The following is a 25588-nucleotide window of genomic DNA, read 5'->3' on the forward strand; positions in this document are numbered from 1 at the left end:
GATATCAGGCGCTCGCGTCGGCTTTCGCCGGTTCGGGTGCCCGGCCCGCGCCGGACTTTCCGTGCCCGACGAACAGGGCCGAGGCGATGACGCCGATGAGCAGGATGGCGGCGGGCAGCAGCATCGACTGGGCCAGCGAGGTGCTGAACTCGTCGACGATCTGGGGCGGGAGCGGGCCGGTGGCCGCGCCCTCGCCGACCGGGGCGCCACCGCCGAGTCCGTTGGCGGTCAGGCGGGCGGCGATCAACGCGCTGATCGCGGCGCTGCCGAGCACCGAACCCACCTGGCGGGTGGTGTTGTAGACACCGGCGCCCGCACCGGCCTGGGCGATCGGCAGGTTGTGCGTGGCCGTCGAGGCCAGCGGCGCCCAGATGCACGCGTTGGCCAGGCCCGCGACGGCGGCGGCGATCAGGAACAGGATGATCGGTGAATCCGGTGTCATCAGCGCGGCGAAGGCGAAGACCGAACCGGCGAACAGCGTGAAACCGATGGTCGGCACCAGCCGCGGCGGTAGCCGATCCGAGAACTTGCCGACGAACGGCGCGGTCACACCGGTGACGATCGCCATCGGCGCGAAGACCAGCGCCGAGACCGTCGGCGACATCTCGCGCACGGCCTGCAGGTAGAAGTACGAGGGCACCATCATCGAGGTGACCGCGGCGCCCATCGCGGCGATCGCCGTGTTCGACAGCGAGAAGTTGCGGTCGCGGAACAGGCTCATCGGCACCAGCGGCTCGCCCCGGTTCCTGGCCTGGTTGACCACGAACGCCACCAGCATGAGCGCGCCGAACCCGATCAGCAGCCAGATCCGCGGCGACCAGTCTTCCGAATTGCCCTCCTGGATACCGAACACCAGTGCCGACATGCCGATACCGCTGAGCGCGACACCGACCAGGTCGAACTTGTGGTCGCTGGTCGGCAGCGCAGGCACCAGCCACATGGCCAGCCCGAACGCGATGATGCCGACCGGCACATTGACGAAGAAGATCCACTCCCAGCCGAGGTTGTCGACCAGCACACCGCCCAGGATCGGGCCGACCAGCGTCGCGAGGCCCGCGACGCCGCCCCACAGGCCCATCGCGGCGCCGCGCTTGTCCGGCGGGAAGGTGCGGGTGATGACGGCCATCGTCTGCGGCGTCATCAGCGCGGCGCCGATGCCCTGGGCGGCCCTGGCGGCGATCAGCATGCCGATGCTGCCGGACAGGCCGCACCACAGCGAGGCGCCGGTGAAGATCGCCAGGCCGATCAGATAGATGTTCTTGGGGCCGTACTTGTCGCCGAGGCGGCCGGTGACCAGCAGCGGCACCGCGTAGGTGAGCAGGTAGGCGCTGGTCACCCAGATGACGTTGGAGATGTCGCTGTTCAGGTCCGCCATGATCGCCGGATTGGCGACCGCGACGATCGTCATGTCGAGCAGGATCATGAAGAACCCGACCACCAGCGCGAACAGCGCCAGCCACGGATTACGTTGGGTGGTCATCGAATTCGTCCCTATCGGATGAGGTCAGCTACGGGCAGTGTCGAGGGTGAGCCGTTCGCCGGTGACCGGATCGAACTGCTCCCACTCGACGGCGCCACTGTCGAGTTCGGCGGCGAACTGCTGGATCCAGTCGAGATCGGCCTTGGTCGTCGCGCGCATGTATTCCAGGACGACGCAGTACCGGCGCGGCACCGCGTTGACCCGCGCCCACTCGATCATCGCGTCGAGATCGGCCAGCGCCTTGCCCTGCTGTTCGACCCGCTCACCGAGCAACGCGACGACCTGTTCCCGCGGGAGGTTGTGCGCCTCGGCCAGCGCCACCCGGAAGATCGGATACTCCGGCACCGGCGTGCGCAGCAACTCGGCGATCCGCGCCCGCAGCGCGTCGCGCCCGGCATCGGTGATCCGGTACATGGTGCGCTCGGGCCGATTCCCCTCCCGCTCGGTCCCTTCGGCCCGCACCATCTCATCCGCCACGAGCCGGGCCACCGCGTGATACAGCGACCCCGGCCGCACCTTGACCAGCAGATCCTCCCGGCGCGCGATCAGCAACTGATACATCTCGTACGGATGCATGGGCCGCTCGTCGAGTAGCGCGAGCACCGCGATCGCCAACGGCGTCATCGCATTGCGTCCCGGCTGCCCCACAGCTCCACCTCCACTCCCACGTCCCCGCGCGGGGTTTGTTCCACACCAAATATTCCAGTAGGAATATACGGCGCGAAACATGCCAGGACAACCCGTCCCTGAACCTCGTGTTCCGGACCGGGTTTTTGATTGTGGGGGCCGCCGTCAGAGTGCGTGGGCGTCGAGCCAGGCGCGGGCGGCGGCGGCCGGGTCGGTGCCGGTGTCGACCTGGCGCACGAGGTCGACCAGGCCCTCGGTGGTGAGTTCACCGGCGACGTAGTTGAGCTTTTTCAACTGAGCGCGGTCGAAGATGCCGGAGCGGTAGACGGCGAGCAGGTTCTGGGCGCGCAGCGCGTACTTCGGATCGTCGAGGACTACGAGGCCTGCCGAATCGGCGTCGGCCGGTGGTCCGTTGACGATTCCCACCTGGATCTCCCCGTCCTGCAGAGCTTTTCGCAGCGCCTGCGGATCGGGATAGCGCGTGATCGTGGCGAAGGCGCAACCGGAGATCAAGCCAGGTGACGGCGCAGCGCCTGCGAGTCCGGGCAGCTCGGCATAACCAGCGGTCAGTTCGGCACAGCGCGGAACGAGCGCGGCGACCGTGCGCACACCGTCGCGGCTCGCGAACTCCTCGGTGACCAGCAGCCGGGACCGCAGGTCGGTCCCGTCGGCGGCGTCGGAGACCGACAGACCCTGCGGGAGTGAGGCATTGACGGCGGCCACCACGGCCTCGGGTGTGCGCGCCTGCGCGGACGGGTTCCAGCGATCGAGCAGTCCACCGTTGCGGGCGGGCAGCACCGCGATCCGGCCCGCGTCGAGATCAGCCGCCGGGGCCGCCGAGCCGTGGACGACGGTGGTGTCGGTGCCGGTCCGGGCCAGGGCCTGCGAATAGATCTCCGCGAGTACAACTGATTCGGCAGTGGAATCCGCGCCGACCGCGACCACCGTTCGCGCCTGCTCGCCCGCGCAAGAAACCGCGGCGAAAGACCAGGTAGTGACCAGTAGCGCAGCGACTGTCCGGCGCACCGCACCCGCCACCATCCCGCGACACCAACTTCCTGTATTTGCGGTCAACCCACGCAATTCGGCGCGACGCGGGCAGTATTACCAACCAGAATGTACCTGCGGCCCCCGGGTCGCATGCACAGCGCACTGCCCGCCTTTGCCGGAAGGACACCAGTGAAAACCGCGTTCTCCTCCTCTTCGCATAGACAACGTCGCCCGGCACGCCGCCTCGCGGCACGGGCGGGCCGGGTGCTGGCAGCCGCTGTCGCGCTGGCCGCCGCCATGATCGTCTCCGCGTGCGGCAACTCCGATCCGCTGGCCGCCAAGGGTGATTGCGCCAGTGACGCCCTGATCATCGGTTCGGCCAATTTCCCCGAGTCCGAGACCGTGGCCAACATCTACACCGAGGTCCTGCGGATCAACGGCTTCAAGGTCGACACGAAGTTCAACATCGGCAGTCGCGAGGCCTATCTGCCCGCGTTACGCCAGTGCGCGATCTCGCTGATCCCGGAGTACACCGGAAACCTGCTGCAGTACCTGGACGCCGACGCCACCGCCACCTCGGAGCCGGAGGTGAACGCGGCGCTGACCGCGGCCCTCGGCAGCGACCTGGCCATCGCGACGCCGGCCCCCGGCCAGGACTCCGACGCGGTGGTCGTCACCCGTGCGACCGCCGACCGGTGGAACCTGCGCAGCATCGCCGACCTGGCCACGCATTCGGCCGACGTGACATTCGGCGCGCCCGCGGAATTCGCGCAGCGGCCCGGCGGCCTGCCCGGCCTGAAGAAGACCTACGGCCTCGAGATCGGCGACGCCGATTTCGTGCCGATCGCCGACGGCGGCGGGCCCGCGACGGTGCGCGCGCTGGTCGAGGGCCAGGTCACCGCGGCCGACATCTTCACCACCTCCCCCGCGATCGCGCAGAACAACCTCGTCGTCCTCGCCGATCCGCAGCACAATTTCGCGGCCCAGAATGTGGTGCCGCTGTTCAATGCCGCGAAGAAGACCGACAAAGCGGTGGCGGTGCTCGACGCGGTGTCGGCCAAACTCACCACCACCGAACTGATCTCGCTGAACACGGCCGTCTCGGGGGACAGCAAGATCGAACCGAAGGCCGCCGCACTCGCCTGGATCACCGCGCAGGGGCTCAACGCCCCCATCGCCTAGGCACGGTCGGCGCTAGGAGAACCCTTGTCCGACATCGAATTCCGCGATATCGAGAAGACCTATCCGGACGGCACCCGGGCGGTCCGCGCGCTGAATCTGCGGATCGAATCCGGCTCGTTCACCGTGTTCGTCGGCCCGTCCGGCTGCGGCAAGACCACTTCGATGCGGATGATCAACCGGATGGTGAATCCCAGCGCGGGCACCATCACGATCGACGGCCGCGATATCGCGACGGTCGACCCCGTGAAGCTGCGCCTCGGCATCGGCTACGTGATCCAGAGTGGCGGGCTGCTGCCCCACCGCAAGGTGATCGACAATGTCGCCACGGTGCCGATGCTGCTCGGCGCGTCCCGCAAGTCCGCGCGCGCCGCGGCGCTGGAGGTGCTCGACCGGGTTGGTCTCGATCGTGGTCTGGCCGAACGGTATCCGGCGCAGCTCTCGGGTGGTCAGCAGCAGCGCGTCGGGGTGGCGCGGGCGCTGGCGGCCGACCCGCCGGTGCTGCTGATGGACGAGCCGTTCAGTGCCGTCGATCCGGTGGTGCGGGCGGAGTTGCAGTCCGAGATGCAGCGGCTGCAGGCCGAGCTGCGCAAGACGATCGTGTTCGTGACCCACGATATCGACGAGGCGATCACCCTCGGCGACAAGATCGCGGTGTTCGGGCGCGGTGGGGTGTTGCAGCAGTTCGACGCGCCCGAACGGGTCCTCGCCCAGCCCGCCACCGATTTCGTCGCGGGGTTCGTCGGCCGGGATCGCGGCTACCGCGCGCTGTCGTTCCGCACCGCCGATGCCATTGCGCTGGCGCCGATCCGGACCGTCGAGGCCGACGGGGTCGCCGGATTGCGGCTGGAACAGGGCGAATGGGTGCTGGTGGTCGACGCCGACGGCAAGCCGGGCGGCTGGGTGGATGTCACCGGTGTGGAGGCGGTCCGCGCCGGAAAGTCCCTGGCGGCGAGCGTGTCCGCCGGCGGCTCACTGTTCACCCCGGACGGTGACCTACGGCAGGCGCTGGACGCGGCGATCTCCTCGCCGTCGGGCATCGGGGTCGCCGTCGACGACGCGGGCGCCGTGCGCGGCGGATTGCTGGCCGTCGACGTGCTCACCCAGCTCGCCGAGCAGCGCGGCATCGAGGACGCGCAGCGCAACCGGGAGTTCTTCGACCTGGACGTCACGTGCGATACCTGATCGACAACTTCGCCGACATCATGGCGATCACGCGCACGCACCTGGTGCTCGCGCTGGTGCCGTTGCTGCTCGGCCTGGTGATCGCCATCCCGGTCGGCGCGGTGATCCGCGGCCGCGACTGGGCCAGGCGAATCACCACGACGGCGTCGAGCCTGGCCTACACCATTCCCTCGCTGGCGCTGTTCGTGATCATCCCGCCGCTGGTCGGCATCTCGGCCATCGATCCGCTCAATGTCATCATCGCGCTCACCGTGTACTCGACGGCGCTGCTGCTGATCGCGGTGCCGACCGCGCTGGATACCGTGCCCGCCGGTGTGGTCGACGCGGCCGACGCGATCGGATTCGGCAGGCTGCGCCGCACGCTCACCGTCGACATGCCACTGGCGCTGCCGGTGTTCGTCTCGACGCTGCGCGTCGTGGTGGTCACCAATATCGCGATGGTGTCGGTGGGCGCGCTGATCGGCGTCGGCGGGCTCGGCAAGCTGTTCACCCAGGGCTATCAACGCGACTACCCGGACCAGATCGTCGCGGGCATCATCGTCACGCTGGCGCTGGCGCTGATCTTCGACCGGCTGGTGTTCCTGCTCGGCCGGATCGCCACCCCGTGGACCAGCGCGGGCCGGGAAGAGGCACGCTCGTGAATCTGTTCATCGACGCCTGGCACTACCTGAGCGACGGCGCGAACTGGGGCGGGCCCGCCGGGATCGACCACCGGCTGCTGCAACACCTCTGGTACAGCTTCCTGGCCGTCGCGCTGTCGGCGGTGATCGCGGTGCCGCTGGGTCTGGTCATCGGGCACACCCGGCGTGGCAGTGCGATGCTGGTCGGTTTCGCCAATGCCATGCGCGCGCTGCCGACGTTGGGCCTGCTCACCTTCCTGGTGCTGCTGCTCGGGCTCGGACTGATCCCGCCGCTGCTCGCCCTGATCACCGTCGGCGTTCCGCCGCTGCTGGCGGGCGCCTACGCGGGCATCGCCACCGTGGCCGCCGATGTCGTCGACGCCTCGCGCGCGATGGGGATGACCGAGCGGCAGATCCTGTTCCGAGTCGAGATCCCCAACGCCCTGCCGGTGATGCTGGGCGGGTTACGCAGCGCCACGCTGCAGGTGGTCGCCACCGCGACCATCGCCGCCTACGTCAACCTCGGCGGGCTCGGCCGCTACATCTTCGACGGCATCGGCCTCTACCGCTACGACCTGGTGCTGGTCGGCGCGCTGCTGGTGGCGGTGCTCGCGCTGGTGCTCGACGCGATCCTGGCCGCGGCGGTCTGGGCCAGCGCGCCTGGCAGTGGGCGGCTCGCGCGCGGGACGGTCGTCATGACCGACGCGTCAGTCGTCACCGAGTAGGGCGCGCAGGTGCGGGTCGTGCGCGAGGACCTCTTGCACGCGGGCTCGCTCGCCGGCGCGCTGCGCCTGTGCGTGGATCCACTCCTGGACGGCCGCAACGACGGCCGCGTTCACCGAGATGCCCGCGGCGTCGGCCGCGGCGGCCAGGTACTCGTCGACCTCGTCGGGGAACTGCACGGTGCGCGTCGTCATCACCCGATGATCCCAGACAACGCGGAAGCGCCCCGTTCCGGGGAACGGGGCGCTTCCTGGTGAGTACTGCTGACTAGGCGACGCCCTCGGCGCGGGCGGCCTCGGCCACGGCCTCGGCGACGGCCGGAGCCACGCGCGGGTCGAGCGGGCTGGGGATGATCCGGTCGACGGACAGCTCGTCGGCGACGACACCGAAGATGGCGTCGGCCGCGGCGACCTTCATGCCCTCGGTGATCCGGCGCGCGCCCGCGTCCAGCGCACCCTTGAACACGCCGGGGAAGGCGAGCACGTTGTTGATCTGGTTCGGGAAGTCGCTGCGGCCGGTCGCCACGATCGCGGCGTACTTGGCGGCCACCTCGGGGTGGATCTCCGGGTCCGGGTTCGACATGGCGAACACGATCGACTCCGGCGCCATCGAGGCGATGAGCTCCTCGGGGATGGTGCCCGCGGACAGGCCGAGGAACACGTCGGCACCGGCCAGCGCGTCGGCGGCGCTACCGGTGAGCCCGCGCGGGTTGCTGCGGGCGGCCAGCTCGGCCTTCACCTCGTTGAGGTCGCCGCGGCCGGAGCTCACGATGCCCTTCGAGTCGAGCACGACCACATCGGGGACGCCCGCGGCGAGCAGGATGTTGGCGCACGCCACACCGGCCGCACCGGCACCGGACACCACGACCTTCAGCGCCGACATGTCCCGGCCCTGCTGCGCGGCCGCGCCCTTCAGGGCGGCCAGCACCACGATGGCGGTGCCGTGCTGGTCGTCGTGCATGACGGGGCAGTCCAGCGCCTCGATGACACGCCGCTCGATCTCGAAGCAGCGCGGCGCCGAGATGTCCTCGAGGTTGACCGCGCCGAAGCTCGGGCGCAGGTGGATCAGCGTCTGGACGATCTCGTCGGGATCGGTGGTGTCGAGCACCAGCGGGATCGAGTTCAGGCCTGCGAACTTCTTGAACAGCGCGGCCTTGCCCTCCATCACGGGCAGCGAGGCGCGCGGGCCGATGTCGCCGAGGCCGAGCACGGCGGTGCCGTCGCTGACCACGACCACGAGGCGGTCGGTCCAGGTGTAGGTCTTGGTGAGTGCCGCGTCCTCGGCGATCGCACGGCTGACCTGGGCAACGCCGGGGGTGTAGGCGATGGACAGGTCACGCTGGGTCTCGAGCGGGGCACTGAGCTCGACCGACAGCTTGCCGCCGAGGTGACCCGCGAAGATCTCGTCGTGGGTGATGGCAGCAAGGCTCGCTGCGTCATCGGCCTGGGGCGCCGCGGTGGCATTCGGTGCGTCAGTCACAGGTGACACGATTTCACTCCTGCTCGAGTCGGACTCAACCGGGGGACGGTTACCGCCGGGTATATCGGGAATACGGAATTGCATGACGCTCATAGGGTGCGCAGCCAGGGCGAATACCGGAGAAAACCGGTCGCGCAGCGCGGCACTGATCCGCCGAGCGGAGCCGGACGGGTGGTCCGGGCAGACAAACGGGTCGACCCCCGGCCGCGACGGTGCGTCGCGAGGCGAAGGGTCACCATGTTCCCCGAACCCGGCGGTGGCAAGGGAAGGGAATCCGCAACATTCTGCCAGCCGGGCCGACCAGTTGCCAAACCGGTCCCGTGTGTCATCCGGCCGAGCGTCATGTGTCGAGGGTAGCGGCGCCGAATTGCCATGGCGTTAGAGAAAACTCGCAGCTGGCGGGGAACATCCGGTGAACAATCACACCGCGGCGGGTCGGCTCGCGGTGAGCTCGCCGTCCCACGGATCGGGCGAATCGGCCCGGCGGACCCACACGTCGTCGAGCCCGCCACAGCGTTGCCGGACCCGCCAGTCGGCGACCACGTCCGGATGGTCGATGCGCCGGTGGATGCCGCGGCTCTCGGTGCGCACGAGCGCGCTGTAGCCCGCCCACCGCGCGACCGCGAGCAGGGCCGCCGCCTGCCTTGCCCGCAGCTGCCCAGCGCCGATGCCGCCCAGTTCGAACCGCGCGCCCGGCCACATCGTATCCAGCTCGGCGATGCTGTCGCGCAGGCTGCCCGCACTGCGCCGGTAGCTGCGCCGTAGCGGCAGCGTGTGCTCCTGCACCAGGCCGATCACCGAGCGCGGATCGATGTGGGCGTGCGGACCGAGGCCGGCTCCCGGCACCGGGCGTGCGCTGGTGGCGCGCTCGGTGACCATCGCGAAAGCGGCCGCGCCCGCACCCGCCCAGGTTCCGGAGGCCAGCGCCCACGCACCGCGCAGGCCGCCGGTCACACCCGCCGCGCCCGCGACGACTTCGCGGCCCGCGACGGCGCCCGCGGCGAAGAGCCCGCGGACGGTGGTCATGCAGTCGGTGCCGGACAACGCCAGGCCGCCTGACCCGAGGACCGTTCCCTCCAGCACCGCGCGCACAGGCACCCGGCCCGCGGAGTCGATCGCGCCGTGTCTGCCGAGCCAGTGCCGGACCGTGTCGGGCACCTCGTGCAGCGCGGCGAAGACCCGCCTGCCGTCGGCGAGCGCGCCCAGCGCCGCCGGGTGGTACGCGCCGGGCAATTCGACCCCCGACTCGTCGTAGAGCACGGCGAAGTGCACCGACAGTCCAGGGGCGACAGCCGGATTCGGGTGCACCCGCGACAGCACCGGCGCCAGTCCGTAGGCGCCGGAGAACTCCATGCCGGACAGTTCGGCCCCGGCCTCGGCCGCCATCAGCAGGCCATCGCCGGTGTTCACGTCGGTGCCCGCACCGCCGGACAGGAACGCGCAACCACCGGTCGCGAGCACCACCGCGCCCGCGCGAACGGTCCACGGCCGGAACTTGTTGTGATGCTGGACGCCCGCGGCGCCGACCACCGTGCCCGCCGGGTCGACGAGCAGATGCAGCGCCGGATGATGATCGAGAATGCGCACGCCGGCTTCCAGGGCGCCGCGGCGCAGCCTGCGCAGATAGCTCGCGCCGTCCAGGTGCGCCACCGGATCGCCGTCCGCGGTGTCGGGTACCCGGTGCCGCGTGCCGGACCAGACCCGCAGCCGCCGATGGGTCTCGTCGATCACCCGGTGCAGCCAGACGGCGTCACCGAGCCAACCACCGCGCGCGAGTGCCCGATCGACCACGTTCGCCCTGGCCTGACCCGGCGCGATGTCCCACAGGGTGGTGGTGCCGTAGACCGCCGGACCGCTGGAACCGCAACGACTCTTGTCCACCAGGACAACCCTGGCGCCCGCGCCTGCGGCCGAGACGGCGGCCCAGAGCCCGGCGGGCCCGCCGCCGAGGATCAGAACATCCGTCTCGATGTTGCTCACAAAGAGAAATATTCGGCCACAGTTCACCCGGGCGCAACCACTACGCGGCTGTCAGCCCCACCATTGTGTCCAAAGCAATACACCGGCCGTGACCAGGACTACCGCCGCGCCGGTGAACGTCGCCAGGCCGCGGCGCCGGTCGGCGAAGACCTGCGCGCCGACGACGACGATCGCGGCCAGCACATGCCAGGTCAGCGATTCGGCGCCGGGCCCGGGAAAGTCCCTGCGCGAACCGATCACCGCGGCGCCTGCCACGACACAGAGCAGCACGACCACCCCGCCCGCGACGATGCCGCTGAGCCCGCGCAGCAGCGTCACTGGGCGATCACCGGCACCCCGCTCGCCTTGCCGATCAGCGCCTCGAACTGTTCGGGATCGGTCCGGCAGGCGCCGATCTCGATGGTCTTGTTGCTGCCGTGATAGTCCGAGGAGCCGGTCCGCAGCAGGCCGAGTTCGGCCGAAAGATCGGTCAGCACAGCGCGGTCGGCCTCGGAGTGGTCCGGGTGGTCGATCTCGAGTCCGCCGAGCCCGAGCGCGGCCAGCTCCCTGATCTCGTCGAGCGCGAGCAGCCTGCCGCGCTTGCGTGCCCGCACATGGGCCACCACGCTGACCCCTCCGGCGGCGGCGATCAGCTCGACCGCCCTGGTCAACGGGGTGTCGGCCTTTTCCGCGTAGTACGTCCCGTGCGGGGCGAGCAGTTCCACGAACGCTGCGTCGACGCTCTCGACCACGCCCGCCGCGACCAGCGCCCGCGCCAGATGCGGGCGGCCCGCCGCGGGACCGGCGCCTGCCAGCACCGCGTCGGGATCGATCGGCAGGCCGTCGGCCACCATCTTGTCGGCCATCGCGCGCACCCTGGCCACCCGTTCGCCGCGCAGCCGTTCGCGTTCCTCGGCGAAACCCGCGTCGGTGGGGTCGAACAGGTACGCCAGCAGATGCACCGGGACGGGCCTGCCGTCCTCGCCCATGCCCTGGCACGACATCTCCATCCCACGCACCAGCGTCAGCCCCGGCGGCCGTGCCGCCTCGGCCTCGGCCCAGCCCGCGGTGGTGTCGTGGTCGGTGATCGCGACGACGTCGAGGCCGGCCGCGGCGGCGCGACGCACCAGCTCGGCCGGGCTGTCCGTGCCGTCGGAGGCCGTCGAATGGGTATGCAGATCGATGCGCACACCCTCAGTCTTACAGTGCGGTCTCGGCGGGCGCGCAGGCCTGGGCCGACTCGGCGGTTGGCCGTAGCATCCACCTCGTGCCCTCCATGCCGCCGATGCCGTCGTTTCGCGGGCCGGGCCGGCCCGTGACACCGCGGCCGCGGATCCCCGTGCCGACGGCGCGCGCCATCGTCGACTGCGGCGTCTACGTCGACGGCACACGGCTGCCCGGGCATTTCACCCCGCAGCGGGCGCTGACCGAGGCGGGCAAGACCGAGGACGGGTTCGTCTGGCTGGGCCTGCACGATCCGGACGAGGGGCAGATGTCCGATGTCGCCCAGATCTTCGACCTGCACCCGCTGGCCGTCGAGGACACGGTGCACGGCCGCCAGCGCCCCAAGCTGGAGCGCTACGACAACACCCTGTTCCTGGTGATGCGCACCGTCAGCTACGTCGAGCACGACATCCACGCGATCAGCGAGATCGTCGAAACCGGCGACATCATGGTCTTCACCGGCCCGCATTTCGCGATCACCGTGCGCCACGGCGAGCACACCGGTCTGGCCGGGGTACGGCGGGAATTGGAGGGCAAGCCCGACCAGTTGCGGCTGGGTCCGTGCGCGGTGCTGCACGCGGTCGCCGACCACGTGGTCGATTCCTACGTCGACGTCTCCGAATCGGTCGAGTCCGATATCGACGAGATGGAGGAGGCCGTGTTCACGCCCGCCTCGAAGGTCGGCATCGGGGCGATCTACCAGCTCAAGCGGGAGGTGGTCGAATTGCGCCGCGCGGTCGGGCCACTGGGGCCGCCGCTCCAGTCGCTCGTGCAGAATCAGGATCTGCCGGTGCCCAAGGAGATTCGCCGCTACCTGCGCGACGTCGCTGACCACCACACCAACGTCACCGAGCACATCGGCTACTTCGACGAACTGCTGAACGGCCTGGTCAACGCGGCCCTGGCCAAGATCAGCGTGCAGCAGAGCACCGACATGCGCAAGATCGCGGCCTACGCCGCCATGGCCGCGGTGCCGACCATGATCGCCGGCGTGTACGGCATGAATTTCGACTTCATGTGGGAACTGCACCAGCCGTGGGGATACCCGGTGGTGCTGGCGATCATGGCCATCTTCTGTGGCGTGCTGTTCCGCAGTTTCCGCCGCAACAAATGGATCTAGCCTGGTCTCTGGATCGCCACGCCCACGTTGCTTGCCTGTCGATCCGCTCAGTTCGACGTGAGATGCGGCCGGCCCGGACGGCTTTCGCTAGTGGTGCGGGATCGTGAATTGGCTGGTGACGAAGTTCGCGTCGGTACCGGCGTTCTTGGCCAGCAGCGCCTGGTCGGTCGCACTCGCGCGAGATTGCGCTGACGAGACCTTCTGCTGGGCGGCGGCGGCCGCGACGACCTTCAGAAACCCCTCGCTCGGAGCTGGCGGCTGCCGTATGCCTGCCAGCCGCTCTCGAACTCGGCTCAGGTGGTTTCGGTTCCGCCGGGCCGATGCGCCAGGAACCAGTCGCGCGCCTCGCGGGCGACGACCTCGAGCGTGCCCGGTTGCTCGAACAGATGCGTTGCGCCCGGCACGACAGTCAGCTGGTGTGGGCAGCGCATGCGCTCGGCCGCTTGGCGGTTCAGCTCGAGTACCGTCCAGTCGTGCCCACCGACCAGCAATAGCGTCGGCGCCCGCACCCGATCGATGCGCGGGACGGCGAGATCGGGGCGCCCGCCGCGGGAGACAATCGAGACGATATCGGCGTCCGGATCCGCGGCTGTCCACAACGCCGCGGCCGCGCCCGTGCTGGCTCCGAAGTACGCCACCCAGTTGGCCTTGTCGCCGACCTGCGCAGTGACCTTGGCGAGACGGTCGGCCAGCAGCTCGATGCCGAACACCAGCCGTCGGTCGCTCTCTTCACCGGCGGTGAGCAGGTCGAAAAGCAGTGTGCCGAGCCCGGCGGCGGTCAGTTCCTCGGCGACGTAGCGGTTGCGCGGACTGAACCGGCTGCTCCCGCTGCCGTGCACAAAGATCACCAGGCCGTCCGAGCCGGCGGGCTGAGAAAGCATGCCTCCAAGATCGACACCTCCGACGCGAAGGTCGACCTTCCGATGCTCGGTGGGCGTAGTCATGCCGACTGCGACCGGCCTCCGTTCAGGTGGTCACCGAAAGGGTGCGCGTATGCGACGCGATCGCCTTCTGCAGCTCCGCGCGCGAGAGCGCGTGTGTGCCGCAGCTGCACCATGCGGGCAGGTCGTCGTCCTCGAATCTGGTCGCCTGGACCATATCGACGTACTCGGAACCGCGGCTTCCACCGTGATGTGCGTTGTCAACGAAGTCACGGGAGCCGCTCGCGTGGGGTTCACTCGCAGTGACTACCACCGGCCCCTCCTCCGTTTTGTACACGGTGGCGACGTGGTGGCTGGCGGGACAGGTCACCCGCACGAGTACGTGATCGCTGCGCTGTGCGCCGAGATCATCGACGGCGGTGCGGGCGGCGCGGCGGCGGTCGGTTGGGGGGAGTTCGACGACGTTCATATTCTCATTGCACGCCGATGTTCTCCGCAGGTAAAGGGGCATTTCGTGCCGGGTTGCCGAGCGATTCACCCGTCGGGTGCACAATGCGTCGTCGCTGCATCGTGTCGGTAACAGAGCAACCCCCAGGCCGTGGCCAAGGCCCCTGCGATGAAGCCGACCGCACCGGGTGAACAGCTACGCCGAAGGTGCGACGGCGGGTTTTCCGTCACCTATTGGTCACGGAACTCGGTGTGAACTATTCGTAGGTCGGTGGTCCGGCGATTGCTTTGTATACTTTCGGCCACGTTTCGAAGAATTCAGCGTGGTAGTTGGAAAGATCCGACATCCGAGTCGAACCGGCGGGCGATGCCTCGACCGGTCGTACCGTGCTCGCGTCGGATCGCACCTGGGCTAGAGGTTGACCGCGCCGCGCGCGGGATCACGCACGTCGATGCCCGCCTCGGCCCAGGCGTCGCGCAGGGCCTGGGCGCCGCGCACCCGGACCCAGGCGGCCTCGGTCGCGGTGATCGGGGTGACGCTGAGATACCGCACCGGATCGGCGGGCTCGGGTAACGCCACATCGGTGATGTCGCTCTCGCCGAGCAGCACGGCCGTGAACGGCGCGTTGTGCCACAACGGTTCGCCCAGGTCGAGCAACGCGTCGGCTTGCAGCACAACACCTTCCACCGATGGGGTCGCGACGAGCACGGCGAGCGAACGAACGACACCGGCCTGCGGGCCCGCGCTCGCCAGCAGCGTGAGCACCAGCTCGGCCCGCGGGCCACGGACCGGATCGGCCAACAGATCGGCCGGATCACCCATCGGATGCCGTGACCCGCCCAGGGTCGCGTAGTGCACCGCGGCGGCACCGGGGATGCGCAGGATCTCGATCGGCTCCAACCCGAGGAAGGTGACCGAGGCCGAGTCGACCTGCGCCCGGTCGACGCCGTAATGGTCCAGCACCGCGGTGCGGACCGAATTCACCACATCCATTGCTTGACGCCCTCCCGGCCGTGAACGACCGAGATTCCTCCCGCGGCACGCTGCGCCGCTCCAGTGGGTTCCTGTTTCATAGAGTCGCGCTCCCTGCTAGGCGGGGAGACTTACCGTCTCTCCGCAGGCGTTTAACCACTCCGCACGTCCTGCGGCGTGGATGTTCTTGGCAGCGTTGAGGTCGCGATCGTGGACCACACCACACGCTGGGCACTGCCACTCCCTGACCGAGAGCGGCTTCGGACCATCGACAACCCCGCATGAACTGCATATCTGCGACGACGGAAAGAAACGATCCACCCTCGCAAACGTCCGCCCGTACCGTGCGGCCTTCTCCTCCAGCATGCGGGTGAATATGCCCCAGCCGGAATCGTGCACGCTCTTCGCCAGCCTCGTCCGGGCCAAACCCCGCACACACAAGTCCTCGACGTAGACCGCTTGGTTGTCGCGGACGATCGTCGTGGAATGCTTGTGTGCCCAATCCCGCCGAGTGTCGGCGACCCTCGCGTGCGCTTTCGCTACCCGCAGCCGGGCCTTGTCCCGGTTCTTCGAGCCCTTCTGTTTGCGTGACAACGCCTGTTGAGTCTTTCGCAACCGCCGCTCGGCCTGTCGCAAGAACCTCGGCGAAGTAATCGTTTTGCCGTCGGAGAGCACTGCGAACCTCGCCAAACCCAGGTCGATACCGACCTCGGTATCGACCTGCGGCAGCGGCTGATCGTCGACAGCGACGACGAACGACGCGAAGAACCGGCCCGCGGCATCCTTGGTGATCGTCACCGACGACGGCTCCGACGGCAGTTCCCGAGACCACGCGACCTTCAGTTCCCCGACCTTCGCCACGTACAACCGCTGGTTGGAGCGAACGCTGAAACCGTTGCGAGTCAACCGAATCGACTGCCGATTGTCTTTGCGGGACCGGAACCTCGGAGGCGCTACCTTCGCACCCTTGCGTTTCCCGGTGACCGAAGAGAGGAAGTTGCGGTAGGCGGTATGAAGTTCGCCCAGAGCTTGGACCAACACCACTGACGAGACTTCGCCCAACCAGCCGCGTTCGGGGGTCTTCTTCGCGGCCGTGATCACCTGGGTTTGCAATACGGAGTCTTTGATGTAGGGCTGCCCGGCGGCGAAAGCAGCCCGACGGGCAGCCAGCCCGTCGTTGTACACCACCCGCGCGCACCCGAACGCGCGAGCCAACGATATCTGTTGGCCCGGCGTCGGATAGACGCGGAAGTTGTAGCGGAGCTGCACAATCCGACCCTACGGCCACCCACCGACAAACTCGACTCGCCAACCCGGCCTTGAACGACCGGGCTTGCACGCTATCTTCTTCGGTCACAGGGCCAATCGGGCCAGCATGTCGCGGGCGCGCTCGGCGGTCTTCGGGTCGCACAGGACGTCGTAGCGCCCCGCGACCAGTTGCATGGACGAGGCGAAGTCGCGCTGGCCCTTGGTGGCCGCGTACGGGATCGAGGTGGTGATCACGCCGAACACGATGCCACCGACCAGGCCGACGACCAGCGGACCCAGTGCGCCGCCGGTCGTGGTGAACAGGCTCAGCAGCAGACCGAGGAACAGGCCGAGCCAGGCGCCCGAGACCACGCCGCCGCCGATGACCTTGCCCCAGGTGAGCCGGTACAGCACCCGCTCCACCTGCATGAGGTCGACGCCGACGATGGTCACGTCCTGCACCGGGAACTGCCCGTCGGCCAGGTAGTCGACCGCGCGCTGCGCCTCGGCGTAGGTCGGATACGAGCCGACCGGCCAGCCCGACGGCGGCGTCGGCAACGCCTGCCGTCCGCGATTCGGGTTGCCCAAGGGATTCGTCATAGTCCCATTCTGCTAGTTCTGGACCGGCTGTGGCGGAGTGAAACGCGTTGTGCGCGTCATTCCGGCAGCTCGGCCCTTCTCCGCTATGACCTGCGCCATCTTCGCGCTGGCCTCGTCGATCATTTCATCGCCCAGCATGACGGCGCCACGCGCGCCGCCCGCCTCGGACGTGTGGAAGGCGTAGGCCTCCAGGATCAACTCGGCGCGGTCGTAATCGGTTTGGCGCGGACTGAAGATCTCGTTGCACGCGTCGATCTGGTCGGGGTGCAGCACCCACTTGCCGTCGAAACCCAGTGCGGCGGTGCGCCCGGCCGCCCGCCGGAACCCGTCGACGTCGCGGACCTGCAGGTACGGACCGTCGATCGCCTGGATGCCGTGCGCGCGGGCGGCGAGCAGGATGGTCATCAGGATGTGGTGGTAGGCGTCGCCGACGTCGTAACCCTCCGGCTGCTCGCCGACCACCAGCGTGCGCATATTGATACTGGCCATGAAATCGGCGGGGCCGAACACCAGCGCCTGCACGCGCGGGCTCGCGGTGGCGATCGCGTCGATATTGCGCAGGCCGATGGCGTTCTCGAGCTGCGGTTCGATCCCGATCCGCCCGACCTCGAGCCCGCTGGCCTTCTCCAGCTGGGTCAGCAGCAGATCCAGCGCCTGCACCTGACTCGCGTCGGTCACCTTGGGCAGCAGGATCGCGTCGAGTACCGCGCCCGCGCCCTCGACCACCGTGATCACATCGGCGTAGGTCCACTCGGTGGTCCAGTCGTTGACCCGGACCACCCGCAGCTGCGACCCCCAGCCCGGTTCGTTCAGCGCGGCGACGATGTTCGCGCGCGCCGCGCTCTTGGCGCCGGGTGCGACGGCGTCCTCGAGGTCGAGAAAGACCTCGTCCACCGGCAGGCCCTTGGCCTTGGCGATCATCTTGGGGTTGCTGCCGGGGACGGCGAGCACCGATCGGCGGGGCTTCATGGGCTCCTCCTCGTGTGGCCTAGCCTGAGGGTCATGGCAACCACCAGGGTGTACGTCGCCCGGCTCGCCGGTCTGACGGTGCTGGGTCCGGACGGGGAGTCTATCGGCCGGGTCCGCGACGTCGTCGTGGCCGTGCGGCACGGGCGCCAGCAACCCCGGGTGCACGGCATGGTCGTCGAATTGGTCACCCGGCGGCGGATTTTCGTGCCGATGCTGCGGGTCACCGCGATCGAGCCGGGCATCGTCACCCTGAACACCGGCACCGTGAGCCTGCGGCGATTCGCGCAGCGCCCCGGCGAGATGCTGGCCATGGCCCAGATCGTGGACTCCCAGGTGCGGGTCGACGATCCCGGCCTGCCGGATCTGAACGGCGTCGACGTCTACGTGGCCGATCTGGGCATCGAACAGACCAGGACCAGGGATTGGGTGGTCAGCCGGGTAGCCGTGCGCGGGCATCGCCGGATCGGGCGCAGGCGCACCGTGCACGTGGTCGACTGGACGCAGGTCGAGGGCCTGACACCCGCGGTGGTCGGCAGGCCGGGCCAGGACGTCACCACACTGCTCGAACAGTTCGAGGGGCTGCGCGCCGCCGACGTCGCCCACCGGCTGCGCGAGCTGCCGGAGAAACGCCGCATCGAGGTGGCGATCGCCTTCGACGACGAACGCCTCGCCGATGTCGTCCAGGAGCTGCCCGACGACGACCAGGTCGATCTGCTCGGCCATCTCGAGGTGCGCCGCGCCGCCGACGTGCTCGAGGCGATGGACCCCGACGACGCCGCCGACCTGCTCGGCGAACTGCCCGAGAGCGAAGCCGAATCGCTGCTGGCCCTGATGGATCCGGAGGAATCCGAGCCGGTCCGCAGGCTGCTGGCGCATTCCCCCGACACCGCGGGCGGTCTGATGACGCCGAAACCGATCGTGCTCAGCCCGTCGACCACCGTCGCCGAGGCGCTGGCCAGGGTCCGCGACCCCGATCTCACGCCCGCCCTTGCCTCGATGGTCTTCGTCGTCCGGCCGCCGACAGCGACACCCACCGGCCGCTACCTGGGTTGCGCGCACATCCAGCAGCTGCTGCGGGAACCGCCCGCGCACCTGGTCGGCGGGATCGTCGACACCGATCTGACACCGCTGTCCCCGGATCTGCCGCTCTCGGCGGTGACCCGCTACTTCGCCACCTACAACCTGGTGTGCGGTCCGGTCGTCGACGCGGAGAATCATCTGCTCGGCGCGGTGACCGTCGACGATGTCCTCGATCACCTGCTGCCCGAGGACTGGCGCGAAGAAGAGGAGCCACCGTCCGCCCATGCCGAGGCGAGCATGCTCCGTGCGGAGGGAGGCACGTCGTGAGTGAGAAGAACCCGGCCCGTCTGCGGCTGGAAACGCCGGTCGGCTCGCGTTTTTCCCTCGACTGGGACTCCGAGGCGTTCGCGAGCAGCAGCGAGAAGGTCGCCCGGTTCCTCGGGACGGGACGGTATCTGGCGATCCAGACGGTGATCGTCATCGTGTGGATCATCCTCAATGTGTTCGTGGTCGCGCTGCGCTGGGACCCGTACCCGTTCATCCTGCTCAACCTGGCGTTCTCCACCCAGGCCGCCTACGCGGCGCCGCTGATCCTGCTGGCCCAGAACCGGCAGGACAACCGGGACAAGGTCTCGCTCGAAGAGGACCGCACCCGGGCGGCACAAACCAAGGCAGACACCGAGTTCCTGGCCCGTGAGCTCGCCTCGCTGCGCCTGGCGGTCGGCGACGTCGCCACCCGCGACTACCTGCGCCGCGAACTCGAGGAGATCAAGGAGGTGCTCGACCGGATCGACGCGGTCACGACACCGGACGGCGCGCCGAAGACGGAGAAGAAGCGAAAAGCCGTTCGCAAGAAAACCTCCGGTCAAACGCCCTCTGCTGCCCCGGTTTCGCCAGGTGGTTCAGACGAGTAACCGGAAATGCTCTACAACTACCTGACCGGTAGGTAACCTGGATCACGTTGTTCCGGGCGGGCCGGAGGGGGACTCTGCGGCCCGCTGCTTCGACGTAAAGGGTTGGTGTGGCCGTGCGAATCTCTGCTCCGATAACGATGTCGGCCCTTGTCGTCGCCGGCCTCGTCGCCTCCGGGTCGACCGTGCAGACCGCGACTCCCAGCACCGCGCCGACCGCGCCGGAAGCGCTGCTCGCCGCGACGGCCGGCACCGCCGAGGACACCCCCGAGACCGATCCGTCCGAGATCGTCGGGCTGCTGCCGATCGCGCAGGAGGCGCCGCGCAAGCTGCGCGCGCTCACGCCGTCGGCGAACAACCTGGCGCCTTTCGCCGGAACCGTTCCACTGCACAGCATTTCGCTACCCATCGGCAGCGGCGCGCTGGGCATCCCGGAGATCGTGCTCGCCGCCTACCGCAACGCCGAACTGGCGATGGAGACCGCGCAGCCGGGCTGCGGGCTCACCTGGAACCTGCTGGCTGGCATCGGCCGCATCGAATCCGGGCACGCCAGCAGCGGCCGCACCGACGCGGCGGGCACCTCGACCACCCCGATCTTCGGCCCAGCGCTCGACGGCACGCTGCCTGGCAACGAGATCATCAAGGAAGCCGACGGCGGGTTCGTCCGCGCGGTCGGCCCCATGCAGTTCCTGCCGAGCACCTGGGCGCTGTATTCCGCCGACGGCAACGGTGACGGCACGGCCGATCCGCACAATGTCTTCGACGCCGCGCTCGCCGCGGGCAAGTACCTGTGCTCGGGCGGCATGAATCTGCGCGAGGCCTCCCAGGAGCTGCGGGCGGTGCTGCGCTACAACAACTCGATGTCCTACGCGGCCAATGTGCTGAGCTGGTCGGCGGCGTACCGGACCGGTGGCGCGCCGAGCCAGGTGACCATCTCCCCCGACATCGTGCCGCCGGGCAGTGCGCCGCTGGTCTCGCCCAATGTGCTGGCCGCCGCCACCGACGCGCCGGTCACCGCGGCGCCGCCGTCGACGACCAATCAGCTGCCGCCGAACACGCCGAAGGTCACCACGCCGACGCAGGTGATGATCACGCTGCCCGGCCTGCCGCCGATCCCCTGCGGCATCTTCTGCCCGGCGCCGGTCGCGCCCGCGCCCGAGGTCTGCGTGAGCGACCCGGTGCCGGCCCAGATGCCGAACCCGCTCGTGGAGGAGAAGCGCCCGGCCGAGCAGACCTATGGTGCCGCGGCGCCGAAGGATCCGGCACAGCCCGAGCAGCAGGCGACCGAGCAGCAGGCCACCGCGCCCGTGTGCACGCCCGCCGCGACCGGCGAGCCCGCACCCGCGCCCGCACCCGCCGAGGCGCAGCCAACCGAGGAAGCGGAGAAGACGCCCGAACCGGGCATCGCGCCGACCGAGGAGCCAGCGCCCGCCGAGCCCGCCCCGGCGGCGCCGACCCAGCAGCCTGGGATCACGCTGCCGTTCAACATCGTCATCCCGCTGCCGCCGGGTCCCCCTGCCCCGTAGAAATCAAACCGATATTCAGATCACGGAGGGGTAACAAAAAGATCTCGGGTGCGGTAATCTCTTCTCATCCAACACGGTTGAGGAGGGCACCACACAGTGGGTCGTCATCGGAAACAGCCTGCTACGACGGTTCGACGTAGCTCGCTCATCGCATTGACCGGATTGGTCCCCGCCGGACTCGTGGCCGTTACCGCCGCCGCGACCGACGCGACCACCGCAAGTACCGCGGCCGTCGAGCACGACCTGCCCGGTGTCGATCCGGAGGCCGCGCCCGAGCTCGTCGCCGCGCCTCAGGCCGACATCGCCGAGGTCGCGCACGCGGAGGCTCGTCAGTCACCCTCGGCCACGCCGGTGGTGAAAACCGTTGCGCTGCCGAATGATCGGGCTTCCGCCGATCTTCCCGCAGGCCCGCTCGGCATTCCCGGTATCGCGGTCGCCGCCTACCAGAGCGCCGAAGAGCAACTGGCCGTGGAGAATCCGCACTGCGGGATGTCCTGGTCGCTGCTGGCGGGCATCGGCCGCGTCGAATCCACCCACGCCTACGGCAAAGCCGACGCCGACGGCAACCCGATCAAGGCGGTCTACGGCCCGGTCCTCGACGGCAGCCTGTACGGCAACAATGTCATCTACGACAGCGACGGCGGCGAACTCGACGGCCTCGGCGGCTACGACCGCGCCATCGGCCCCATGCAGTTCCTGCCCGAGACCTGGCACCGCTACGCCGCCGACGGCAACGGTGACGGCGTCGCCGACCCGCAGAACCTGTTCGACGCCGCGCTCACCGCGGGCCGCTATCTGTGCGACGGCGGACTGAACATGCGCGACCTCTCCCAGCAGTCCAAGGCGATCCTGCGCTACAACAACTCGATGGCCTACGTCGCCAACGTGATGGCGTGGTCGGGCTCGTACTCGAGCGGGCTCGCGCCCAAACCCTCGGACCTCCCCCGAATCTGAGGCACAGACAGGGCCGCTGCCGAGGTGGGCTAGACCGGCCCCGGGCAAGGCGCGGTTGCACTGCGCGAGCCACTTATGTGAAAGTGCTCTGACATTCGCGCGGCGTCAGCTTCGCCGCCGGGACAGGGGGCTCGATGTCGGAGACTTTCAAGGTTGATCCAGCCGCGGTGGACACGTTCGCCGCGAGTTTGCAGACACTCGCCGAAGCCAACGCGAATGTCGCGACGTACCTGGAGAAGTGGCTGGTACTGGACAACACCGTGTGGGGCGACGGCGGGTTGATCCGCACGGGTCTCAGCGCCGTCACCGAGGCGCACAGCAAACTCGCACCGAACTACGACGCGCTGGGAACACTCGCCGAGGCCGCGGCAACCGAGCTGACCAAGGTGGCGCAGGTGTACCGCACCACCGACAAGGCGCTGGCCGATGAGCTGGACCGGACCTACCCCGCGGGCGGTCAGCCGTGACGACAGCCCCTGCCGAGCACCTGACCGAACCCGCGCTCGAGGATCCGCTCAGCGACAAGTTCGAGTTCCTCATCACCTCCAACGCCGTCTCCCCGAGCTACTGGGTGAACACGTGGTGTGCAAACGTTGTCGGCACCGACCCGCTCAAGTGGGTCACCAGCAAGATCTCCGGTGATTGGGAGGCGCTGCAGAAGGCCGGCAAGGCCGTGGAGAACCTCGCCGCTTACAGTTCGGCCTTCTCCGAATCGGTCAAGTCAGCCGCGGCCGCGGTCGACACGACGTGGGACGGAAACGCTGCGACGAGCGCGCAGTCCTATTTCACCGAGCTCACGGCCGCTATCTCCGCCCAGGTCGATCCGCTGAAGGACATGGCCGACGAAATCAAACGTTTCGCCGAGTCCGCGTACCACATCTCGACAGCGATGAGTAACGCACTGCAGGCAGTGCTGGACTACGCCGCCGTCGCCTTCATCGAGTGGGTCGCGGTCAGGGTCGCCGCCGCTTCCGGCGTCGGCATTGTCGCGACCGCGGCCCTGGTCGCCGCTGCCACCCTGACCACGCTCCAGGTCATCAAGGAATGGAACCTCCTGGTCCAGGGTTTCAACTCCGGGTATGCAGCCCTCGAAGGCATCGCCGGTGTCGGTTTCGGCGTGGTCGCTGTGGTCGAGAGTGCCGACTTGCCGGTGCTGCCCACTGTGAACTACGACCACCCGGGAGCCTGAGTGAACGCGCCTGAGCCGATTCATGATCTGGCCCGCGGTGACATCGGAGTCTCACGGCAGCTTTCGAGGGCGCTGCGGGTACTGATGGACAACGCCACGGAACCGCAGTTGAAGAATCAGCTTCGCGGGATCCTCGAGGGGAAGGGCAGCGCCCGCGAACTGCTGCACAGTGAGGCTTTCAATCGGGTTGCCGATCAGACGATGCCCGCCGCGATGGCTCAGTTCGCCGGCATGTCGGATGAGCAGCGGCAGCGGCTGGCCGAACAGGGCGAAGCGGACCTGCTGCGGCTCAGGTCGCAGCAGGTCGCGGACGAGTTCAGGTCGGAGCCGGGAGCGGACCAGCCGCCCCCATCGGCGCCCGCACCGGCTGCGAGCACCGTGGTTCCCGGAACCCGCAGGCCCAACCGCGAGCGCATTGTCACCCCGGATGACGAGGACGACGACGACCAGTATTTCCGCGAACGGAACCAGCGGGGTTGGCTGTCATGACGTCCCGGCAACAGGTCGTTTTCGACACCGAGGTCAACCCGGACTGGCTACCGATCTTCACCACACCGGGGCCCATGGAGCTGGTGCTGGCCGAGCAGATGCCCGAGGTGTGTAGCGAGCACGGATTGCCTGCCATCGGACACCGTGACTTCGCGGTGAATTCCGCCGGGCCACTCTCGGAATTGCCGACCGCGCGGCTGCTGTTGAAGTCTGCTGTGCCGTTCTTCCAGCAGGACCCGGTAGTGGGCAGGCTCAGGTTCTCCTGCCCGGTCTGCGAATTCTGCCTGCAGGAGATCAGGCGGTCCCGCTGGATCGCGCTGGCAGCTCTGCTCGTGGTAGCGCTGACGATCGCGGCTCTAGTCACCGCGGTGTCGCTCGAGCTGAGTCAGTTCTACATACCGTTGGGGTTCGCCGTTGTGCCCGGATGTATGCCGCTCGCCTTGATGGTTGCTTTGCTGGCATGGTGCCGATCCGGGTTCTTCGCGGACGTCTGGATGAACCAGGACGCGGACCAGTTGATCGTTTCCGCGCACCCGGATTTCGCCGCGGCAGTCGAGCGGAACCGGGCCGAGACGCCGTGAGCACCGCCTATCAGCCCCACGACCGTGCTCGAATTACCAGCAGCATAAAATCGGGCATATGCCAGTGATGACGGAAGCGGATGTGCGGGCGGCGCTCGCGAAGGTCGACGATCCGGAGATCCGCAAGCCGATCACCGAGTTGGGCATGGTCAAGTCGATCGCCATCGCCGACAGCGGTGATGTGCACGTCGAGGTGTATCTGACCACCTCCGGCTGCCCGTTGCGGACCGAGATCGTCCAGCGCGTCACCAAGGCCGTCGCCGACGTGCCAGGCGCCGGTGCGGTGACCGTCGACCTCGACGTGATGAGCGACGAACAGCGCACCGAGCTGCGCAAGTCGCTGCGCGGCGATTCGGCCGAGCCGGTGATCCCGTTCGCCCAGCCCGGTTCGCTCACCCGCGTGTACGCCGTCGCCTCCGGCAAGGGTGGTGTCGGCAAGTCCAGCGTCACCGCCAACCTGGCCGTCGCGCTGGCGCAGCGCGGCCTGTCGGTCGGTGTGCTCGACGCCGACATCTACGGCCACTCGATTCCGCGCATGCTCGGCACCGACGCCCGCCCGACCCAGGTCGAGCGGATGATCATGCCGCCGATGGCATACGACGTGAAGATGATCTCGATCGCGCAGTTCACCCAGGGCAACACGCCCGTGGTGTGGCGCGGTCCGATGCTGCACCGCGCGCTGCAGCAGTTCCTCGCCGACGTCTTCTGGGGCGACCTGGACGTGCTGCTGCTCGACCTGCCGCCCGGCACCGGCGACGTGGCCATCTCCATCGCCCAGCTGATCCCCAGCGCCGAGATCCTGGTCGTCACCACCCCGCAGATCGCCGCCGCCGAGGTGGCCGAGCGCGCGGGCGCGATCGCCCTGCAGACCCGGCAGCGGATCGCGGGCGTGGTGGAGAACATGTCCTGGCTCGATCTGCCCGACGGCTCCCGGATGGAGCTCTACGGCACCGGCGGCGGCCAGGTCGTCGCGGATCGCCTGACCCGCGCGGTCGGCTCGACGGTGCCGCTGCTCGGCCAGATCCCGATCGAGCAGGCCCTGCGCGAGGGCGGCGACGCGGGCACTCCGATCGTGCTCGCCGACCCGGACAACCCGGCCGCCAAGGCCCTGCGCGAGGTCGCCGACAAGCTCGCCATCCGCAAGCGCGGCCTGGCGGGCATGTCCCTGGGCATCGATACCACCCGCCACCTCTGAGCCGAAAGTTGTCGGTGGG

The 25588-nt window shown here is 68.9% G+C and carries 28 protein-coding genes; 14 read left to right on the top strand and 14 right to left on the bottom strand.

Features of this window, described 5'->3' with window-relative positions; translation table 11 throughout:
* Positions 1-4: 4 nt before the first annotated feature.
* The 3 genes from ACFWF2_RS02635 to ACFWF2_RS02645 all read right to left on the bottom strand — a co-directional run bounded on the left by ACFWF2_RS02635 (position 5) and on the right by ACFWF2_RS02645 (position 3133).
* Positions 5-1480: a DHA2 family efflux MFS transporter permease subunit gene (locus tag ACFWF2_RS02635; protein ID WP_379303857.1), complete on the bottom strand. Its 1476-nt coding sequence runs from the start codon at positions 1478-1480 to the stop codon at positions 5-7.
* A 24-nt stretch (positions 1481-1504) separates the two neighbouring features.
* Positions 1505-2128, bottom strand: coding sequence for a PadR family transcriptional regulator (locus tag ACFWF2_RS02640; RefSeq protein ID WP_379303859.1), 624 nt, complete (start codon positions 2126-2128; stop codon positions 1505-1507).
* A 144-nt stretch (positions 2129-2272) separates the two neighbouring features.
* The gene (locus ACFWF2_RS02645; RefSeq protein ID WP_379303861.1) at positions 2273-3133 is read right to left on the bottom strand and encodes a glycine betaine ABC transporter substrate-binding protein; all 861 of its coding nucleotides are present in this window, start codon (positions 3131-3133) and stop codon (positions 2273-2275) included.
* A 261-nt stretch (positions 3134-3394) separates the two neighbouring features.
* Here ACFWF2_RS02645 and ACFWF2_RS02650 point away from each other — a divergent pair, with 261 nt between their 5' ends.
* Genes ACFWF2_RS02650 through ACFWF2_RS02665 form a run of 4 tightly spaced genes read left to right on the top strand, consistent with a single transcriptional unit; the run spans position 3395 to position 6806 of the window.
* Positions 3395-4279, top strand: a complete 885-nt coding sequence (locus tag ACFWF2_RS02650) for an ABC transporter substrate-binding protein (protein ID WP_379303955.1) — start codon at positions 3395-3397, stop codon at positions 4277-4279.
* Positions 4280-4303: 24 nt separating this feature from the next.
* A complete protein-coding gene (locus ACFWF2_RS02655; RefSeq protein ID WP_379303863.1) occupies positions 4304-5461 on the top strand; it encodes an ABC transporter ATP-binding protein in 1158 nt (385 codons plus the stop codon).
* The gene (locus ACFWF2_RS02660; RefSeq protein ID WP_379303865.1) at positions 5449-6102 is read left to right on the top strand and encodes an ABC transporter permease; all 654 of its coding nucleotides are present in this window, start codon (positions 5449-5451) and stop codon (positions 6100-6102) included. The genes ACFWF2_RS02655 and ACFWF2_RS02660 overlap by 13 nt, the downstream gene beginning before the upstream one ends.
* Positions 6099-6806, top strand: coding sequence for an ABC transporter permease (locus tag ACFWF2_RS02665; RefSeq protein ID WP_379303867.1), 708 nt, complete (start codon positions 6099-6101; stop codon positions 6804-6806). Before ACFWF2_RS02660 ends, ACFWF2_RS02665 begins: the two co-directional genes overlap by 4 nt.
* Here the strand turns inward: ACFWF2_RS02665 and ACFWF2_RS02670 are convergent.
* The 5 genes from ACFWF2_RS02670 to ACFWF2_RS02690 form a co-directional block, all read right to left on the bottom strand.
* On the bottom strand, positions 6789-6998 hold the full coding sequence (locus ACFWF2_RS02670; protein ID WP_379303869.1) for a hypothetical protein: 210 nt from the start codon (positions 6996-6998) through the stop codon (positions 6789-6791). The genes ACFWF2_RS02665 and ACFWF2_RS02670 overlap by 18 nt on opposite strands.
* A gap of 73 nt (positions 6999-7071) precedes the next feature.
* Complete coding sequence (locus tag ACFWF2_RS02675) at positions 7072-8292, bottom strand: NADP-dependent malic enzyme (protein ID WP_379303871.1); 1221 nt, start codon at positions 8290-8292, stop codon at positions 7072-7074.
* Between the two features lie 411 nt (positions 8293-8703).
* The gene (locus tag ACFWF2_RS02680) at positions 8704-10263 is read right to left on the bottom strand and encodes an FAD-binding protein (protein WP_379303873.1); all 1560 of its coding nucleotides are present in this window, start codon (positions 10261-10263) and stop codon (positions 8704-8706) included.
* 51 nt (positions 10264-10314) lie between these two features.
* Entirely contained in the window at positions 10315-10581 is a 267-nt protein-coding gene (locus ACFWF2_RS02685) for a hypothetical protein (RefSeq protein ID WP_379303875.1), read from the bottom strand.
* Positions 10578-11432 (bottom strand): PHP domain-containing protein, encoded by an 855-nt coding sequence (locus tag ACFWF2_RS02690; protein ID WP_379303877.1) that lies wholly within the window; start codon positions 11430-11432, stop codon positions 10578-10580. Before ACFWF2_RS02690 ends, ACFWF2_RS02685 begins: the two co-directional genes overlap by 4 nt.
* Positions 11433-11518: 86 nt before the next feature.
* Between ACFWF2_RS02690 and ACFWF2_RS02695 the strand changes: the two genes are divergently transcribed.
* Positions 11519-12586, top strand: a complete 1068-nt coding sequence (locus tag ACFWF2_RS02695; protein WP_379303957.1) for a magnesium and cobalt transport protein CorA — start codon at positions 11519-11521, stop codon at positions 12584-12586.
* Between the two features lie 293 nt (positions 12587-12879).
* Here the strand turns inward: ACFWF2_RS02695 and ACFWF2_RS02700 are convergent, their stop codons facing one another.
* From ACFWF2_RS02700 to ACFWF2_RS02725, 6 genes are all read right to left on the bottom strand, one after another.
* Positions 12880-13467: a dienelactone hydrolase family protein gene (locus ACFWF2_RS02700; RefSeq protein WP_379303879.1), complete on the bottom strand. Its 588-nt coding sequence runs from the start codon at positions 13465-13467 to the stop codon at positions 12880-12882.
* 85 nt (positions 13468-13552) lie between these two features.
* Positions 13553-13936, bottom strand: coding sequence for a hypothetical protein (locus tag ACFWF2_RS02705; RefSeq protein ID WP_379303881.1), 384 nt, complete (start codon positions 13934-13936; stop codon positions 13553-13555).
* Positions 13937-14326: 390 nt separating this feature from the next.
* The gene (locus tag ACFWF2_RS02710) at positions 14327-14908 is read right to left on the bottom strand and encodes a suppressor of fused domain protein (protein ID WP_379303883.1); all 582 of its coding nucleotides are present in this window, start codon (positions 14906-14908) and stop codon (positions 14327-14329) included.
* Between the two features lie 96 nt (positions 14909-15004).
* Positions 15005-16156, bottom strand: coding sequence for an RNA-guided endonuclease InsQ/TnpB family protein (locus tag ACFWF2_RS02715; protein WP_379303885.1), 1152 nt, complete (start codon positions 16154-16156; stop codon positions 15005-15007).
* An 84-nt stretch (positions 16157-16240) separates the two neighbouring features.
* Positions 16241-16735, bottom strand: coding sequence for a general stress protein (locus ACFWF2_RS02720; RefSeq protein WP_189026409.1), 495 nt, complete (start codon positions 16733-16735; stop codon positions 16241-16243).
* Positions 16736-16747: 12 nt separating this feature from the next.
* Positions 16748-17704, bottom strand: a complete 957-nt coding sequence (locus ACFWF2_RS02725) for an HpcH/HpaI aldolase/citrate lyase family protein (protein WP_379303888.1) — start codon at positions 17702-17704, stop codon at positions 16748-16750.
* Between the two features lie 33 nt (positions 17705-17737).
* On the opposite strand from ACFWF2_RS02725, the gene ACFWF2_RS02730 reads away from it, so the two are divergent.
* From ACFWF2_RS02730 to ACFWF2_RS02770, 9 genes are all read left to right on the top strand, one after another.
* On the top strand, positions 17738-19051 hold the full coding sequence (locus tag ACFWF2_RS02730) for a magnesium transporter MgtE N-terminal domain-containing protein (protein ID WP_379303890.1): 1314 nt from the start codon (positions 17738-17740) through the stop codon (positions 19049-19051).
* Entirely contained in the window at positions 19048-19638 is a 591-nt protein-coding gene (locus ACFWF2_RS02735) for a DUF1003 domain-containing protein (RefSeq protein ID WP_379303892.1), read from the top strand. The genes ACFWF2_RS02730 and ACFWF2_RS02735 overlap by 4 nt, the downstream gene beginning before the upstream one ends.
* Before the next feature lie 113 nt (positions 19639-19751).
* Entirely contained in the window at positions 19752-21161 is a 1410-nt protein-coding gene (locus ACFWF2_RS02740) for a lytic murein transglycosylase (RefSeq protein WP_379303894.1), read from the top strand.
* 96 nt (positions 21162-21257) lie between these two features.
* Positions 21258-22115, top strand: a complete 858-nt coding sequence (locus ACFWF2_RS02745) for a lytic transglycosylase domain-containing protein (protein ID WP_379303896.1) — start codon at positions 21258-21260, stop codon at positions 22113-22115.
* Positions 22116-22249: 134 nt separating this feature from the next.
* Positions 22250-22582 carry a type VII secretion target gene (locus ACFWF2_RS02750; protein ID WP_379303898.1) on the top strand — a complete coding sequence of 111 codons (333 nt, stop codon included), beginning with the start codon at positions 22250-22252 and terminating at the stop codon, positions 22580-22582.
* On the top strand, positions 22579-23304 hold the full coding sequence (locus ACFWF2_RS02755; RefSeq protein ID WP_379303900.1) for a WXG100 family type VII secretion target: 726 nt from the start codon (positions 22579-22581) through the stop codon (positions 23302-23304). Before ACFWF2_RS02750 ends, ACFWF2_RS02755 begins: the two co-directional genes overlap by 4 nt.
* Positions 23305-23793, top strand: a complete 489-nt coding sequence (locus ACFWF2_RS02760) for a hypothetical protein (RefSeq protein ID WP_379303902.1) — start codon at positions 23305-23307, stop codon at positions 23791-23793. It begins immediately after the preceding gene.
* The gene (locus ACFWF2_RS02765) at positions 23790-24374 is read left to right on the top strand and encodes a hypothetical protein (RefSeq protein WP_379303904.1); all 585 of its coding nucleotides are present in this window, start codon (positions 23790-23792) and stop codon (positions 24372-24374) included. The genes ACFWF2_RS02760 and ACFWF2_RS02765 overlap by 4 nt, the downstream gene beginning before the upstream one ends.
* A gap of 58 nt (positions 24375-24432) precedes the next feature.
* Complete coding sequence (locus tag ACFWF2_RS02770) at positions 24433-25569, top strand: Mrp/NBP35 family ATP-binding protein (RefSeq protein ID WP_379303906.1); 1137 nt, start codon at positions 24433-24435, stop codon at positions 25567-25569.
* Positions 25570-25588: the final 19 nt, after the last annotated feature.

The organism is Nocardia sp. NPDC060259 (genome assembly GCF_042728775.1).
GTDB lineage: Bacteria > Actinomycetota > Actinomycetes > Mycobacteriales > Mycobacteriaceae > Nocardia.

Coding starts and splice junctions, on each gene's coding strand:
- ACFWF2_RS02700 (WP_379303879.1), bottom strand. CDS start 13,467: ATGCTTTCTCAGCCCGCCGGCTCGGACGGCCTGGTGATCTTTGTGCAC.
- ACFWF2_RS02650 (WP_379303955.1), top strand. CDS start 3,395: ATGATCGTCTCCGCGTGCGGCAACTCCGATCCGCTGGCCGCCAAGGGT.
- ACFWF2_RS02770 (WP_379303906.1), top strand. CDS start 24,433: ATGCCAGTGATGACGGAAGCGGATGTGCGGGCGGCGCTCGCGAAGGTC.
- ACFWF2_RS02635 (WP_379303857.1), bottom strand. CDS start 1,480: ATGACCACCCAACGTAATCCGTGGCTGGCGCTGTTCGCGCTGGTGGTC.
- ACFWF2_RS02695 (WP_379303957.1), top strand. CDS start 11,519: ATGCCGCCGATGCCGTCGTTTCGCGGGCCGGGCCGGCCCGTGACACCG.
- ACFWF2_RS02670 (WP_379303869.1), bottom strand. CDS start 6,998: ATGACGACGCGCACCGTGCAGTTCCCCGACGAGGTCGACGAGTACCTG.
- ACFWF2_RS02765 (WP_379303904.1), top strand. CDS start 23,790: ATGACGTCCCGGCAACAGGTCGTTTTCGACACCGAGGTCAACCCGGAC.
- ACFWF2_RS02725 (WP_379303888.1), bottom strand. CDS start 17,704: ATGAAGCCCCGCCGATCGGTGCTCGCCGTCCCCGGCAGCAACCCCAAG.
- ACFWF2_RS02705 (WP_379303881.1), bottom strand. CDS start 13,936: ATGAACGTCGTCGAACTCCCCCCAACCGACCGCCGCCGCGCCGCCCGC.
- ACFWF2_RS02730 (WP_379303890.1), top strand. CDS start 17,738: ATGGCAACCACCAGGGTGTACGTCGCCCGGCTCGCCGGTCTGACGGTG.
- ACFWF2_RS02710 (WP_379303883.1), bottom strand. CDS start 14,908: ATGGATGTGGTGAATTCGGTCCGCACCGCGGTGCTGGACCATTACGGC.
- ACFWF2_RS02750 (WP_379303898.1), top strand. CDS start 22,250: ATGTCGGAGACTTTCAAGGTTGATCCAGCCGCGGTGGACACGTTCGCC.
- ACFWF2_RS02720 (WP_189026409.1), bottom strand. CDS start 16,735: ATGACGAATCCCTTGGGCAACCCGAATCGCGGACGGCAGGCGTTGCCG.